Here is a 15,236-nt window from a genome sequence, read left to right on the forward strand (position 1 = left end):
TACAGTCAAAGCATCAGTGACCTGATAGTTAGATGCGATTCTGATGGTTGTATATTCTGGTAACGTAAAGGTTGGGCTACCAAATTCACCACTTCTTTCACCTACATAAACTAAGCCCGCGATTAAATCCAAATCTTTACCAGCTAACTCGGTTTGTTGAACTAACTGTAAGCTCAATTGATTCTCTGCGATATTCAGAAGGTCTGATCCGGCAGGAACATAGGCGTATGAAATATAATCGGTATAGCCATTTTTGGTTTCAGCGTCGATGTATGAATATGAAAGCCATAAACTTAAGGTATCAGTGATATCACCGGTTAGGTCGAGCTCAACCCCTCTACTTCCTGCTTCGCCTATTGCTGTTGGGTTAAAATCGGCATCGAAGGTAGCAATGTTTGATTGTTTTACATCAAATACGGCGAATGTTCCCGAAAGGGCGCCGTCATTCAGGGCAAATTTAATTCCTACCTCGGTAGACTCTGATAGGTTAGGATCTAAGTCGTTGTCTTCAGTTGCACCAGAAAGTGGGCGGAAGTTTTCACCGTATGCTGCATAGAAAGATAAGGCGTCTGACGCCTTATAAACAACACCCAATTGTGGACTAACTTTTGATTCTGAATACTTAGAGGTGCTATCTGAAAGACGGTTTAACATGCCCTGGTCGTAGTCATCAAAGCGAACACCGATACGGATATCTAATTTATCAGTCAAGCTAATCTGATCTTGAATGTACAAGCCCATACTTTCTTGTGTTTCAACACGGTCGATGTTGCTTGCAAGTTCCAGAGATGATTCTGGGTACTGTCCGTAAACAGGGTCATAAATATTAATGCTTTGGTCAGTTGATCTGTCTCTAAGAGCAAATTGATCATTCTCGAACTTATCTGAATCTATCCCTACGATAAGGCTATGGGTTAATGATCCTGTCTCAAAACTACCACTTAACTCAGCGCGAAATACCTGATAGATAGCATCATAGTCACGATAACGGCTAAAGCGGCCAAAATTTCCATCTTCGTCTGGTGCGCTAAAGCCGTTTTCAGAAGCGAGTCCTTCAAGGGAGGTGTCACGGTAGTTAAAGCCTACTAGTGCACTCCAATCTTCGTTAATGTCTGTTTGAAATTCAACTTGATGACCCAGTACATCGGTTTCTATGGGGCCATAGCCAGGCTCTCCTAAAAAACGACTTTCAGGAATAAGACCAAGCACGCCATCAATAGCAATAACACCACGGTCGAATGGGGTTTCTTGATGGCTGTATTCTAGTTCATAAGTAAGCTGGCTCTCGTCGCTGATTGCCCATAATACGGATGGGCTAAAACCTTGCTTTGTGGTCTCTACTGTATCGCGAAAACTTTCAGCGTCTTCATAAAACCCTACAAATCTCACGGCTACATCATCAGACAATACTTGGTTGACATCTAGGTCAGCGCGGACAGTACTGTAGCTGCCTGCTGATAGGCTGATCTCAGCTTTCTCATTAAAGTTGGCACGTTTGGTTACTAGGTTTATTGTGCCGCCTGGTTCACCACGGCCAAATAAGGCCGCGCGAGGACCTTTTAAAATTTCAACTGACTCAATGCCAGACAAGTCACGAGAGCCGCCAAAACCACGGCCTGCATTAAATCCATTTACTAGGTAGTTGCTTGGTAGGTTTTCATCACCCACAAAACCGCGTACCGCAAAGCTATTCCAAAGGCCACCAAAGTTGTTTTGACGTGCCACAGAGGCTGACAAGTCTAAGGCTTGATTTAGGTCAAAGGCACCAGCGTTTTGAAGGGCTTCTGAGTTAATTCTTAATTCAGACTGTGGTGTTTCTAGGGGGCTGAAATCCCCTTGGTAAGCTTGACGAGTGCCTACCACTTCAACAGTCTCGATTTCATCGCTGTTTTCATCCGCAGCAAGTGCTTGTGGTATAAATAAGCTAGCTAAGCAGATACTTAGGTAAGTGAGCTTTAGCCCTTTTGTAGAGGTGTTCATTGTAAAACCTTTTTAGTTTGTTATGTGTTAATGACTTACTGGCTTGTGTCAATATTGCTATTGAGTTCAGCCTTTTGTGTTTGAGTGAGTTTTTCAAAGCTAGGCATAGTAGCTAACTGGGTTTCACCGAGTTTTTGTTGGGTGAATAAAAACGGGTAATAAAACAGTCTAAGACGTTTATGAAAGTCTCTTATTTGCTGTTCGTATTGAAAGGCTGCCACTGCATCGGTATCGGCAAGACGGGTTAACACTCTTTGTAATAACAAAGGAGGCGAAAGCAATGATGCAATCCCGGCTAGCTGATATTTTTTCTGAGCTGCATCTCGGTATGCTTGTGATAAAGGCGCAGCGGTTTGGTCTCCCACTTGTTGAAAAGCGTAATACCATTTCCATTCAAATTCGCTTTCCATGGCAACGTGATCTTTCCATTCGGGGTAGCTTGCGATGAAGGCATTCATGGTTGTTTCTTTGGGGATATCCCAAGCATCATTTACGGCTTCACGTTGAGTTAAGACTATGTCACCACCTTCAGGTGAATGAACAAGCTTATTGATAGTTAAGTCCCCTAAAATAGGAATAATAAAAGCAAACAACACCCATATCCCTATAAGACCTGATGCAACTCTTGGTGCACTGCTGACATTTTTACCCCAATAAACACTGAGAATTGTCCAAAAAATCAAGTAGATTACGCTCCAGAAAGACACCATCACAACATTGGATAGGTTAGTGCCGCTAAGCCAAGCTCCAAAGTAAAATGGCACCATTAGGCACAGTAAAAGTGAGATGAAACGAATAGCTCCACGGGCTCCCCATAGTGCCCATGAAGATTTGGCTGTGGTGACTAATAAATCGTGTCTGCCGCTAGTACGCTCACTGGCATATAAATCATGAAACAACAGAATAATCAGCAAAGGTGAAAGTGCACTTAGCACAAATACAAAGTCGATTTTACCTGCTTGAGCAAGCTCTGCATTTTGGGTATCGCTTTCGTAAATTTGGCCTCCTAGGGCTAGCATTTTGATGCGGTGTTTCCACGGATAAATATCGCGCTCACCTAAAGCTGCAAAGGCTAAGTTTGAAGGCGCAGCAGAGGTGAGGTGAAAACTGTAGTAGGCAATTGAGCCAGGATCATGATGCTTTTTTTGAGCCGCTTCGCGGTCTACGGTATCGGCAGCTTTTAAACGTTCTAGGGTTTGCTGCTGCTGACTAATTTCATTTAAGCCACTGAGTACCGAGAAACTAGAGATTAGAAATGTACAAGTTAGCAAAATTAGTATGTATTTTTGGCGTAACATAAAACGCCATTCTCGATTGAGTTGTTGAAAAAAATAATTCATATCAAACGCTTCCCAATTGTTCTGATGGCTACCACAAGCAGAACTATCCACAGTAATAATTGTAAAAATGCAGCTAAACTTCTTTGCATACGCTGCTTGGCTTTATCTACTTCAAAGTTGAAGTCTTCTAAGACTTGCCAGTTCTCAGCACCTACACGGGCTTTTTGGGTGGCGGCTGCATCCTTATTACGATTCATGTCGTCTTCATAGCTGAGCTTTTCTACATGTACTTTATTTAAGGCCTGAACAAACTCGAACCTTAAGGCTTCGGCTTCACGTAAAAATCTGTGATGGGTTTCAATACTGGTACCCACAACAAGCATGGATAAAGTGCGAATAGCGACCATAGGGGATAACCAACCAAACTGCCTAGATACATGAGTTTGAGACAGTTCGGTTTGCATACGTTGTTCAGCAAATTCGTTTAAAACATGGGTCAACTCGGCTTCTGCTGAACTCGCTATGACACCTCTATAGTTGATTGGTAGCTGCTCGATTGAGTCCACATTATATTTTTCTAATAGTGAGGCTTTTAATTTGTCAAAGGCAGGATCTGCGGCATTATGACCGTCTCCAAGTTTTCGTAACTCAGCAATGACCGCAAAGTCGGTTTCGAGTTTGCCTGCAGAAGGAACAGACGTTGCCGCTGTGGTGCTTGCGACTCTTGGCATTACTACACAGAGTAATATCCACACAAACGCTAATGCAGTGAAGCTTTCACTGTTTTTAGATAGGGCACTAGAAAAAAATAAAACCAGTAAAGCCCAAACACTTAAGTACAGGCCATAACCCAATATAAATGCGAATACTGCTGTGATGCTTTCGCCATCATGTAGGCTAATTAAGGCTGCCACAGCTAGAGGCGCTAAAATCAGGCCAATAACGGATAGCAGTGCTAGTCCTTTACCTAAAATCAAGGTATTGCCAGAGGTACCTTGAGATAGTAAATAAGTAAGGGTTTGGGACTCACGCTCTCGACTCACCGAACTATAACCAATCAGAATCAATAATAATGGCGCTAAGGTTTGCACGATAAACGCTGGGGTTAAGCTGCCTAATTGGGTTAATGCGGTCCCTTGTTTTTGATCAGCAAACATGGCGCTGTTTTGGCGGTGACCTTCAAGAAAAATTGAATTACCTGTGTAAGCATCAATGCCAGGGTCGAGTATGCTTAAAGGTGCAGGTGTTCTAAAGACATAGTGGCCATAATGCACCATTCTGTGGGGATGTCTGTCGGGTTGGTCGATAAATGTTTCTTCAGCATTGTCTTGAAGCTCATGTCTAGCATGGCTTAGCTCCATCATATTGATAGAGGTGACAATCACGGAGGACAGGGTTAATAATAAACCGATTGCCATTACCGATATAGCTAATTTAGATCGCAACCAGTAACGCCATTCGTCTTTGGCGACTATGATGATTTTCGATAGGTTATTTGGACTCACGCTGTGCCTCTTTGTGCGAATGCCGCATGAACTTGTTCGGTGTCGATTCGGCTGTTTCCTGCAGCTGCAAACTCACCTACAAGCTCACCATCTCGTAATAATCCTATGCGGTTGGCTACTTGACAGGCTCCATATACATCATGGGTTACCATTAAAATAGTGGCGCCAGTGGAGGCAAGTTCTCGTACCAACTGGTTAAACTCGTCTATTGCTACTGGATCTAAGCCTGAGGTGGGTTCATCTAATAGAAATATTGGAGCCTCGCGAAGTATGGCTAAGGCAATTGCAGTTTTTTGGCGCATGCCTTTAGAGTAGGTTTGCATATGGCGATCACGAGCATCTGCTTGCAGAGCAACGCGGTCGAATGCTTGGTTAACTTCATCATCGGTCTTTTTTATGTCAGCCAATGATAAAAAGTAATTAACATTTTCACGGGCAGTAAGGTGTGAATATAAAGTAGCGGACTCGGGTAAATAAGCGGTTTTACCTCTTACAAAATTGAGCGCTTGAGTAACCTCTTTACCTTCTATTGTTACTGAGCCACTACTTGGAGCATTAAAGCCCAGTAAGGTTTTTAAGGTAGTTGATTTACCCGCACCATTTCCTCCAAGTAGTGCATATATTTCACCTGTATCCACATGAAAATTAAGGTTTTTTAAAATAGATTTGTTTTTAATGCTGACGCATAAAGAATCTGCTTTGATTAATGCATTGGATGAATCTAGGGTGACCACTCTCGGCTCCGTTGTTATGTTATAACAAAATTGAGCGTATGTTATATTATAACATCAATGCCTGGCAATGAGTTATTAGGCGTAGTTTCACCTTAGGGTATAACCACAGTAAATTAGCCGAATACTTATGTAATAAAGCCGCCTTAATGAGTTTCAATAGGCGGCCCTTGTGTTTTATCTATCTGTATAGGTTGTGAGGCTAAGGTAGCAGGAGTTTTTGCTGCTTAGCAAAAGTAAGGGTGTCTTCTAACGCTAAGCTTAGTTTATTGAATATTTCGTCAATTTGTTCATGGGTAATAATTAATGGTGGGCATAAAGCTAAAGAATTACCAGCTACCGCGCGCACAATCAAACCATGCTTTTCACATGCTTTTTGAGCAAACGTGCCTACTTTTGCGTCTTTAAAGTGGCTCTCTTTACGTTTATTAGCCACAAGTTCAATGGCTGCTAATAAACCTTCACCGCGTACTTCACCTACTAGAGGATGGGTTTCTAGGGTGCTTAGTTTGTGATGAAGGTAACGGCCGGCTGCTGCGGCTTTTTCGAATAGGTTATCTCGTTCAAATATCTCTAAGGTTTTTAACGCGGCCGCACAAGCTACAGGGTGCCCAGAGTAGGTATAACCGTGGCCAAATACTCCATTGGCTTGAGTTTGCTCAATCATTGCGTCGTACATAAAACCAGGAATAACCGAAGCACTAATAGGGTAATACGCAGACGAAAGTTGTTTAGCAAAGGTCATGAGATCGGGTTTGATACCCATGGTGGTACACCCAAAATCGTTACCTGTGCGGCCAAAACCTGTGATGACTTCATCTGCCCAAATTAGAATGTTGTGTTTGCGTAGTAAGGTTTGTAGTTTTTCATAATAACCCTCGGGAGGTACGATAACGCCACTCGCGCCAGTAATAGGCTCAACTATCATGGCGGCTATGGTATCTGCGCCTTCTTCTAAAATGAGTTTTTCTAAATTGCCAATAATACGGTCAACAAATTGGGTTTCAGATTCGCCTACTTGGTGTCCTGAATAATAATGGGGAGCATCGGTACGTAGAATATGCAGGGCATCCAATGGTGCATCAAAGTGGGTTAAGTTTACTGGTAAACTGGTTAACGAGCCTGCAGCTACGGTTACACCATGATAGGCCCGTTGGCGGGTGATGATTTTACGCTTTTCTGGCTTACCTATGGCATTAAAATAGTAACGTAACATTTTGTAATGGGTATCGTTGGCATCACTTCCTGAGTTGCCAAAAAAGATATGGGCATCAGTCACAGGTACCATTTTTGCTAACTTAGCGGCTAGCTCTTCTGCTGGAGCGTGGCTTTTACCGCCAAACAGGTGGCTAAAAGAGAGCGTGTGTAATTGGCTTGAAATGGCGTCTATTAATTCTTGGTTACCGTAACCTAATGCCGTACACCAAAGTCCAGACATGCCCTCTAAATATTTCTTATCATTAGAATCATAGATATACACCCCTTCAGCGCGCTCAAAACATAGTTTATGTTCATCGGCAAAGTTAGAGGTGGGGTAAATCATGGCAGACATGGCGTTCTCCTATTTTTGATGTGCTCATTTGTAGATATTATTTGTTTGTTTTAGTTACCACAATCTATATATTGTTACCTTTCTGGTAATAAAAACTAACCAAGAGGCTGCTGTGATCACAAGGCGAGATTTACCCCTGAATGCTCTGCGAGCATTTGAAGTGTGCGGCAGGCACTTACACATGCGAGCGGCAGCGCAAGAATTAGGTGTGACCCATGCTGCGGTGAGCCGCCAAATTCGGTTATTAGAAGATAAGTTTGGTGTGCTGTTATTTGATAGAAAACACAACAAAGTTTCGTTAACGTCTGCGGGGCAGAGCCTGTTACAAGCCACGACCGAAGGCTTAGATACTATTATTCAAGGTGCACTAAATATCGACCCTGAAGAGTTGAAAGGGCCGTTAGTGTGGGCGAGCACAGAGTCACAGGTCTCTACTTGGTTGTTAGATGCGGTGGGTGAATTCCAATTACAATACCCTGACGTCACTACGCGCTTAAAGATGATTGAACCGGGCGCAGTGGATTTAGACAGCAGCATCGATGTGGCAATTTGTTACGGCAAGCCTAGCCAAACTGTGAAGTACACCGAGCTTTTATATCAAGAGCAGCTGTTTCCTATCTGTAGGCCGCAGTTATTAGATAACAATAAGCACATCAAAGCGCCGCAAGATTTGCTCGATTTTACCTTGATTGTGGACCAATCGAATCTTTGGGACAGCTGGTTTAGCAGCCTTAATATTGATATCCCTAAAACCACAAAGCGCTTTCAATTAGTCAATGCTCACCAAGCCATTAATGCTGCATTGTCTGGTTTCGGCATTGCCCTAGCTGATAAGTTAGAAGTCGCCCAAGATATCCGCCAAGGTCGATTGATAGGTTTGTGGGATCACACCATAGCACCAAGTAGTCAGTTATTTATCGTTTCACAAAGCCTACCAGAACAATCCTTAAGAGTGAGGGTATTTGTTGATTGGATTAAAAAAGCCATGGGTAAATAACCCACAAGCGGAACCACTCGCTAACATTTTTTTGTGGCTAGCCGCATGTTATTGTTTAAAGCTTACTCTGGCTTTTACGGTATTGTTTAGGTGTGCTACCTACATATTTACTAAATGTTTTGGTAAATGCCCGTTCTGATTCGTAACCTACACTTAATGCAATATCGTCAATAAAAAGTGTCGTTGTTGTAATCATTTTTTTTGCTTTTTGAATACGTAAGTTAGACAAATAATTAAATACGGTTTGTTCTACCAGTAAGGTGAATTTTTTTGCAAATGCAGCCCTAGACATTCCAATACGTGAGGCTAATGTGTCAATAGTCCACTGTTCTTGGGGGGATTCATGCATAAGTTCTAACGCTTTTTTAATGCGTTTATCTTTAAGTGCATGTAAAAAAGAATGTTGTTTTTGACGTCCAAAATTAATTCGGATGAGTTCTACTAACACTACTTCTGTTAGTTTATTTACAATAATTTCATTGCCAATATTTTGCGCCATATATTCTGAACTGAGTTGAGAAAAGGTGCTTTTTAACCATGGGTGCTTATCTAACTCATCTTCTCGAACAATGGTGGTTTGCTGGAACATATCTTTTAATGGCGACAATATGTCTTGCTCGAAGGAGCAAGTTCCGCACAGTAATAAAGTGGATTCGCCACTGATAGACATTTGACCTTCAGGGGCTTCACTTGTGAGCGTGTGATCTGTGCCCGGACCTAAAAATATTAAATCACCAGTAAAAAGTTGTTCTATTTTATCGCCAATTTTTACCCAGCAAGCTCCTCGTCTAACAAGATGAAAACATGCCGTTTTTTTTTGCAAAAAATCAATTGTCCAAGGCGGTTCTATATGATTACAAAAATAGACACTACCACTTACTCGTAAAGAGTTAAGTACATCACTGAGAACTTCCATTTTATTACTACTGACATTTATCGTACACCAAATGTAGACGATTGGTGTATAAAGTAAAGACTTTCGTGCATTGTTGAGTTTTTTTCTTAGGGGATAATAGCTACATCAACAACAAAGAATAACGCACGGAAAAATATCGCCATGACTAAAATTGAAATATACAGCAAAAGCTACTGCCCATATTGCAAGCGAGCTAAAGCCACTCTTAATAGCTTAGGTTTAGCATTTGAAGAATATGAAATAACCCAAAACCAAAAACTAACCACTGAGATGCTTGAGCGCAGTGGCCGTAAAACTGTGCCACAAATATTTATCGATGATCAGCATATTGGTGGTTGTGATGAGTTTCATGATGCATTACGCAGTGGCGCACTAACACACTTAATTGCTCTGACTAAGTAAACACTTAAGGTTAGGCCGCTATTGGCCTTTATTTTATTCACCAACATATACGAAACATTTTTTAGCTTACATGCTCAGTTAGTACATCAGGAACCATAATGAACTTCATAAATACCACACTCCGCCTCTTCTTATTAACCACCTCTATTATTCTTGGTTCTGGGTCAGTTCAAGCATCTGAAACTCAACATACCAGAGCTGTTGCAGTAGATTTGTTAATTGGCTCTGATGATATTACCGGGGTTCGTTTGGCTTATCGTCCTTACATTTACCAATTAAATGATGTCCCTTTCTTTGACTCTTTAGATATATATTGGGAAGTTAGTGCCAATTTTTGGGAATATGGCCAAGACAATAATCACGAAACAAATTTCGTTTTAGCTTTGTCGCCCGTTGTAGGCAAAACGTTTTATCACATACAAGATAAATACCCGCTTAAATGGGAATTTGGTATTGGTGTTTCACTGGTAAATGACACTAGATTTGCTGGTAAAAACATTGGTTCCCATTATCAATTTGAAGACCGACTAGGGCTGGTTACTGATTTTGGTGAAGGTTTACGCCAATCTCTTTCTCTTAGGTATATGCACTACAGTAATGGCGGCCTAAATACGAGAAACCCTGGCGTCGATTTTCTTAACTTTTCATATGCCTATAAATTTTAATAATCATTTGGTTTTTTAGAGTTGAAGTGGGTGGCGAAGGAGACCTTTGTTTCTACCTTGTTTTCTAGCTGTTATTGCAAAGTAGCTTTCTCTTTTTGTTGTGACTGAACCATTAATGCCCAATGGGAGCAGTCAAGTTTTACAAAATTGGGGAAGGCACTAAGTTAGGTACATAATTCAAACTGATCAAGGAAACGAATCCAGTAAGTTAATCTAAGTTGAGTTAGTGTAACTGGGTTTCTTTTGTATCTATGTACTTTTCAATAACCGAATTGATAGTTGCTATAACTCGATGGCAATTATCTTGCGAGCTTGCAAAGTTGTGGGGTGCTGCAAACTGTTTAGAGTCGTTGTCGAAGTACTTGCCAGATGCATCAGCGAACTCATCTGATAACGCAGCTTTAACTAAAATTTCAGAGCCTATACTCAATTCGTTACCTGCCATGCCAAAGCCTTCTTTTACCATTTTTGACGCTAATAGTGACCCAGGATTTACCGCCACAGCCACTTGGTTGGGTTTAAGTATATTAGACTCTTGATGAGACCAAATAGTAAGAGCTAACTTGCTTTGAGCGTAGGCTTGAAAGTCATCATTTAGGGTGAGTTCACCTGTCATGGCTCTATGGTCTATAGGTGCTTGTGCGGCAGAAGATAAACTCACAACGCGTCCATGGTCGCTTAAAATTGGCAACAAAGATTGGGTGATAATCACTGGCGCAAAGGTATTCACCACAAAGCGAATGTCTAAACCATCATTGGTAATGGCCAAAGGAGTTTTAAATATCCCTGCATTATTGATGATGACGTCAATGCTTTGGTGTTCTTTTTTAATCATGCTGGTTAGCAGAGTTATCTCATTAAAATTAGATAAATCAGCTAGGTAGACATCGATTTTTGTGTCTGAAGATACTTGTTCAACCTGCTCCACAGCAGCTTTTAGTTTTTCTGAATTACGACCATGCATAAGTAAATGGTGGTCTTGTGAGGCAAGTAATTTTGCGGTTTCTAGGCCAATGCCATCGGTTGCACCTGTTATTAGTATTGTTTTCATGTTGTAAGTTTCTCTGTTGATAAACAAGGGCAGAGCCTACCCTTGTCTGGTTTTGAACTTAATGTATTTAAATTGAAACCACTACTTTACCCATACCTTTGCCACTTTCTAAACGAGCGTGAGCACTTGATGCTTGCTCTAACGAAAATGTTTGCTCATCTAGCACAGGCGTTAGTTTTCCAGCTTCTGCTATGTCAGTAAGGGCTTTCAAAATAGTGTGATGCTGCCCACGACCTACATTGTGTAACATAGGAATGAGCATAAATACTACGTGCAGTGACAGCCCTTTAAAGTGCGCAGTAGATAGGTCAAAGCTAACCAAAGATACGGTAGAGGCTACGTGTCCGTTGAGTTTTGCAGCTTCAAATGAGTTAGTCATATTCTCACCACCCACTGAATCGAATACTAGGTCAAAACCTGTGCCGTCTGTGTATTGGTTAACGTAATCACTAACCGCTTCGTTCTTATAATTAATGGCTGTAGCGCCAAGCTTTTCAATTAATGCTAGTTGCTTATCACCGCCGCCCGTCGAAAAGGTTTCTGCGCCAAAGTAGTTAGCTAATTGAATAGCAATATGACCCACACCGCCAGAACCACCATGCACTAATACTTTTTGGCCTTGGCTGATACCAGCACGTTGTAACCCTTCGTAGGCAGTAATACCCACTAGAGGTATGGCCGCGCTTTGCTCCATAGTTAAATTTTCAGGCTTTAGTGCAATAAGGTTAGCATCAGCCACTATGTATTCAGCTAAGGTGCCCGGTAAATCTGCTAATCCACCGGCACAGCCGTATACTTCATCGCCAACCTTATAATCGTCAACTCCTTCACCTACTGCTTCAACTATACCTGCGAAGTCCATACCTAAAATAGCTGGCGCTGGTGGAGAAAGAGGTAGATCAGGTCCCATCTGCCTGATCATAGTGTCTACTGTATTGATACTGGTGGCTTTAATATTAACCAGCACATGGCCTTGCTTTACAGTTGGTTTTTCCACAACAGCCAATTCAAATACGTCACTGTTACCAAATTCTTTCACTATCATTGCTTTCATTGTTATTGGTCCTGTATTGGGGAGTTCAATTAAGTAAAGCGAGTATAGTTATTGTTGTTTATTTTGATAATTGCTATATATGTAGAATCACTATATAGATTTTATTGATAATAAGGGCGGCCAATGAATATTGAACACCTCAAGCTTTTTGTGCGTATTGCCGCAACACATAATATTAGTTTGGCTGGATCTGAACTGGGTTTATCGCCCGCTGTGGCCAGTGCCCATATTAATAAACTTGAAGAGAACTTAGGGGCGAGGCTTATCTATAGAACCACCCGCAAGGTTTCTTTAACCGAAGACGGCCAAGCCTTTTTGCATCATGCAGAAGATGTGCTCGATAGTGTTGAAGCCGCGAGGGCGTCAGTGGGGGCAGGGAGTTTATCCCCAAGTGGTACCTTGCGCATTGCTGCCCCTGCATCATTTGGCAGGCTACACCTTTTACCTGCGCTGACACAATTTTTAGCAAACAACCCTCAACTTAAAGTGGATTTAAAGCTATCAGACAGTATTGTTGATTTAGTCGAAGGCGGCTTTGATATTGCGGTGCGTAATTCAGCTTTAAAAGACTCAAGTTTGGTTGCCAGAAAGCTTGCACCCGATAAACGTATTTTGTGTGCCTCTCCCAACTACTTAGCTCATCACGGAGTACCTAAAACACCGCAAGAGCTAACAAACTTTAATTGTATCTCGCTAATGGGATTGGATCATTGGAGTTTTAAAGACGGCACTAATACCATTTCTGTAAAAGCGAAAGGTTCGTTTGCTACCGACAATGGTGAGGCTATACGAGATGCTTGTACCAATGGCATAGGCATTACCATTAATTCAACCTGGAGTGCCTACAAGCAGTTACAAAGTGGTGAGTTAGTTGAAGTATTGTCAGACTTTCCCTTAGTCGCTAACACCGCAATTTGGGCTGTGTATCCTAGCTCAAGAATGCTTGCCCCAAAAGTCAGAGCCTTTATTGATTATTACCTAAGATATTTTGGCGATACCCCTTATTGGGATAAATAATTGAGTTATGTTTTTCATTATCGCTACAGCCATTAATAATTTTTAGCTAATTTCTGGCATTGATTTTAATTGATTGAAAATTTCCTGTAGCCAATTTACAAAAGCACGAATTCTTGGAGATAAGTGACGATTTTGTGGGTATAGAGCCGAAACAGGCATAGGTGGTGGTGTATATTGTGGCAACACTGGAATAAGTTCGCCTAAAGCTAACTCTTTTAAAATTCTATATTTAGGCACTTGAATAAGCCCCAGTCCTGCTAGACAAGCATTGGTGTATAAGTCGGCTCCAGCAACATGTGTGATAGAGGGTAAGTTAACATCAATGTATGTGTTATCCACCTTAAAATCTAAGGTTGTAGGTTTTGATGCGGTATCTAAGGAATAACCAACAGCAACATGGCTTTGTAAATCGTCTAATGATAGTGGCTTGCCATGTTCTTTTAGATAGTCGGGGCTGGCGACAGTCAGTTGTGTTAAGTCTGCTAACTTTTTCGCTATGAGGGATGAGTCTTTAAGCTCCCCCGCTCGCAATACACAATCAATACCTTCGGTAACTAAATCAACTAGTCTATCATCTTCGCCTATCTGTAAATTAATTTCGGGGTACTGCACTATAAATTTTTTGATGTTTGGCATGACAAAGTGACTGGCTAATGTACCTTGTAGATTAATTCGTAAAACTCCTTTTGGTGTGGCGCCTGATAAAGATGACTCCATATCATCTAAGTCCGTTAGCAGGCGTAAACATTTTTTATAATAAGCCTCGCCATCGAGAGTGAGTCTAACCTTTCTGGTGGTGCGCTCTAATAGTCTTGCATTCAGACGTGCTTCCATGCGCTTGATTACGTTGGTCACAGTTGAGCGAGGCAGTAATAAATCAGCTGCAGCCCATGCAAAACTACTGCGCTCTGCGACTCGCACAAATACCTGCATTTCTTTGAATCGGTCCATAGGTTACCCATGTGTATTGTTGGTTAAAATGGAATTGTGATGGCAGTTTATGAATCATTATTAATCCTAATGTTCATATTATACTTGCCATTCTTTTATAACAACTCATTAGGAAATGTCTTATGTCTGAGCAAATTACAGCAAAGCAAAAAGTCGCTTTGGTCACCGGTGGAACAAGAGGTATTGGCGCAAGCATCGTAAGAGAGTTAGCACAAGATGGCTATGCTGTTGCTATCAATTATCTGGCTAGTGCAGAAGCTGCCGGGGAGTTAGCTTTGGAGATTAAAGCACGTGGCGGTAATGCAATTGCAGTAAAGTGCAACGTGGCAAAATTCACTGAAGTAAGCGAAATGTTTGATGCTGTGCAAAGGGAATTAGGGCCCATTGATGTGTTAGTGAATAATGCTGGCGTTATGGAGTTGGCCACACTCAAGCAAAGCAGTGATGAATTGTTTGACAGTCAGGTAGCCATTAATTTCAAAGGTACGTTTAACACACTTAAACTAAGCGCTGAATACATTGCCAGTGGCGGCAGTATTATCAATTTATCAACCAGTGTTGTGGGGCTTAAATTAGAAACCTACGGCGTTTATGCTGCCACCAAAGCTGCAGTAGAAAGCATGTCAGCTATTCTTGCAAAAGAGTTACGGGGTAAATCAATTAACGTTAATTGTGTGGCTCCAGGCCCCACATCCACAGAGTTGTTTTTAAATAATAAACCGCCTGCAGTGATAGAAAAATTAGCAAAAATGCCGCCCCTTGAACGCCTTGGTGAACCAGAAGACATTGCAAATGTGGTGTCTTTTTTGGCCAGTCCAAAAGGTAATTGGATAAACGGGCAAGTGTTAAGAGCTAATGGGGGAATAGTGTAAGTGGTGTCAAGTATCAATCGAAGCAGCTTTTAAGGCTGTTTGTGCAAATTTCAACTCAACTGAATGCAATTGAGATATGGGGAAAAGCGGTGACTATTGCAATCTATGAGAATTATTCATGTAATGATGAAGTAATATCAATTTTATTCATGTAATTAAGTGCGTATAAATCACCTTCAATAGCTAGCGGCTATGGATTAGAGAATAACAAACTCTTATTTATAGGCAGTAACAGCGAGTAATAGGTTTAGATTGACTACAGG

14 protein-coding genes are annotated in these 15,236 nt (G+C 41.5%); 5 read left to right on the forward strand and 9 right to left on the reverse strand.

Features of this window, described 5'->3' with window-relative positions:
* From ABJE44_RS16215 to ABJE44_RS16235, 5 genes are all read right to left on the reverse strand, one after another.
* A partial coding sequence (locus ABJE44_RS16215) for a TonB-dependent receptor (protein WP_348112605.1) occupies window positions 1–1,980 on the reverse strand: 1,980 nt, incomplete at its 3' end.
* Between the two features lie 35 nt (window positions 1,981–2,015).
* Window positions 2,016–3,320 (reverse strand): DUF3526 domain-containing protein, encoded by a 1,305-nt coding sequence (locus tag ABJE44_RS16220; protein ID WP_348112607.1) that lies wholly within the window; start codon window positions 3,318–3,320, stop codon window positions 2,016–2,018.
* A complete protein-coding gene (locus ABJE44_RS16225; RefSeq protein WP_348112609.1) occupies window positions 3,317–4,765 on the reverse strand; it encodes a DUF3526 domain-containing protein in 1,449 nt (482 codons plus the stop codon). Before ABJE44_RS16225 ends, ABJE44_RS16220 begins: the two co-directional genes overlap by 4 nt.
* Window positions 4,762–5,499 carry an ATP-binding cassette domain-containing protein gene (locus ABJE44_RS16230; protein WP_348112611.1) on the reverse strand — a complete coding sequence of 246 codons (738 nt, stop codon included), beginning with the start codon at window positions 5,497–5,499 and terminating at the stop codon, window positions 4,762–4,764. Before ABJE44_RS16230 ends, ABJE44_RS16225 begins: the two co-directional genes overlap by 4 nt.
* Window positions 5,500–5,698: 199 nt before the next feature.
* Window positions 5,699–7,048: an aminotransferase gene (locus ABJE44_RS16235; RefSeq protein ID WP_348112613.1), complete on the reverse strand. Its 1,350-nt coding sequence runs from the start codon at window positions 7,046–7,048 to the stop codon at window positions 5,699–5,701.
* Between the two features lie 112 nt (window positions 7,049–7,160).
* Between ABJE44_RS16235 and ABJE44_RS16240 the strand changes: the two genes are divergently transcribed.
* Entirely contained in the window at window positions 7,161–8,045 is an 885-nt protein-coding gene (locus ABJE44_RS16240) for a LysR substrate-binding domain-containing protein (protein WP_348112615.1), read from the forward strand.
* Window positions 8,046–8,100: 55 nt separating this feature from the next.
* On the opposite strand, the gene ABJE44_RS16245 is transcribed toward ABJE44_RS16240, so the two are convergent.
* Window positions 8,101–8,961, reverse strand: coding sequence for an AraC family transcriptional regulator (locus tag ABJE44_RS16245; RefSeq protein WP_348112617.1), 861 nt, complete (start codon window positions 8,959–8,961; stop codon window positions 8,101–8,103).
* A 141-nt stretch (window positions 8,962–9,102) separates the two neighbouring features.
* Here ABJE44_RS16245 and grxC point away from each other — a divergent pair, with 141 nt between their 5' ends.
* The gene (grxC, locus tag ABJE44_RS16250) at window positions 9,103–9,363 is read left to right on the forward strand and encodes a glutaredoxin 3 (RefSeq protein WP_348112619.1); all 261 of its coding nucleotides are present in this window, start codon (window positions 9,103–9,105) and stop codon (window positions 9,361–9,363) included.
* A 98-nt stretch (window positions 9,364–9,461) separates the two neighbouring features.
* The gene (locus ABJE44_RS16255; protein ID WP_348112621.1) at window positions 9,462–10,028 is read left to right on the forward strand and encodes an acyloxyacyl hydrolase; all 567 of its coding nucleotides are present in this window, start codon (window positions 9,462–9,464) and stop codon (window positions 10,026–10,028) included.
* A 223-nt stretch (window positions 10,029–10,251) separates the two neighbouring features.
* On the opposite strand, the gene ABJE44_RS16260 is transcribed toward ABJE44_RS16255, so the two are convergent.
* Together ABJE44_RS16260 and ABJE44_RS16265 are read right to left on the reverse strand one after the other, a co-directional pair.
* The gene (locus tag ABJE44_RS16260; RefSeq protein ID WP_348112622.1) at window positions 10,252–11,079 is read right to left on the reverse strand and encodes an SDR family NAD(P)-dependent oxidoreductase; all 828 of its coding nucleotides are present in this window, start codon (window positions 11,077–11,079) and stop codon (window positions 10,252–10,254) included.
* 67 nt (window positions 11,080–11,146) lie between these two features.
* Window positions 11,147–12,133, reverse strand: coding sequence for a zinc-dependent alcohol dehydrogenase family protein (locus ABJE44_RS16265; protein WP_348112624.1), 987 nt, complete (start codon window positions 12,131–12,133; stop codon window positions 11,147–11,149).
* Between the two features lie 123 nt (window positions 12,134–12,256).
* Here ABJE44_RS16265 and ABJE44_RS16270 point away from each other — a divergent pair, with 123 nt between their 5' ends.
* Window positions 12,257–13,150, forward strand: coding sequence for a LysR family transcriptional regulator (locus ABJE44_RS16270; protein WP_348112626.1), 894 nt, complete (start codon window positions 12,257–12,259; stop codon window positions 13,148–13,150).
* Between the two features lie 42 nt (window positions 13,151–13,192).
* On the opposite strand, the gene ABJE44_RS16275 is transcribed toward ABJE44_RS16270, so the two are convergent.
* Window positions 13,193–14,101 (reverse strand): LysR family transcriptional regulator, encoded by a 909-nt coding sequence (locus tag ABJE44_RS16275; RefSeq protein ID WP_348112627.1) that lies wholly within the window; start codon window positions 14,099–14,101, stop codon window positions 13,193–13,195.
* Between the two features lie 122 nt (window positions 14,102–14,223).
* On the opposite strand from ABJE44_RS16275, the gene ABJE44_RS16280 reads away from it, so the two are divergent.
* Entirely contained in the window at window positions 14,224–14,973 is a 750-nt protein-coding gene (locus tag ABJE44_RS16280; RefSeq protein WP_348112628.1) for an SDR family oxidoreductase, read from the forward strand.
* The last annotated feature ends 263 nt before the right edge of the window (window positions 14,974–15,236 follow it).

This window comes from Paraglaciecola sp. (assembly GCF_039942875.1).
Classification (GTDB): domain Bacteria; phylum Pseudomonadota; class Gammaproteobacteria; order Enterobacterales; family Alteromonadaceae; genus Paraglaciecola.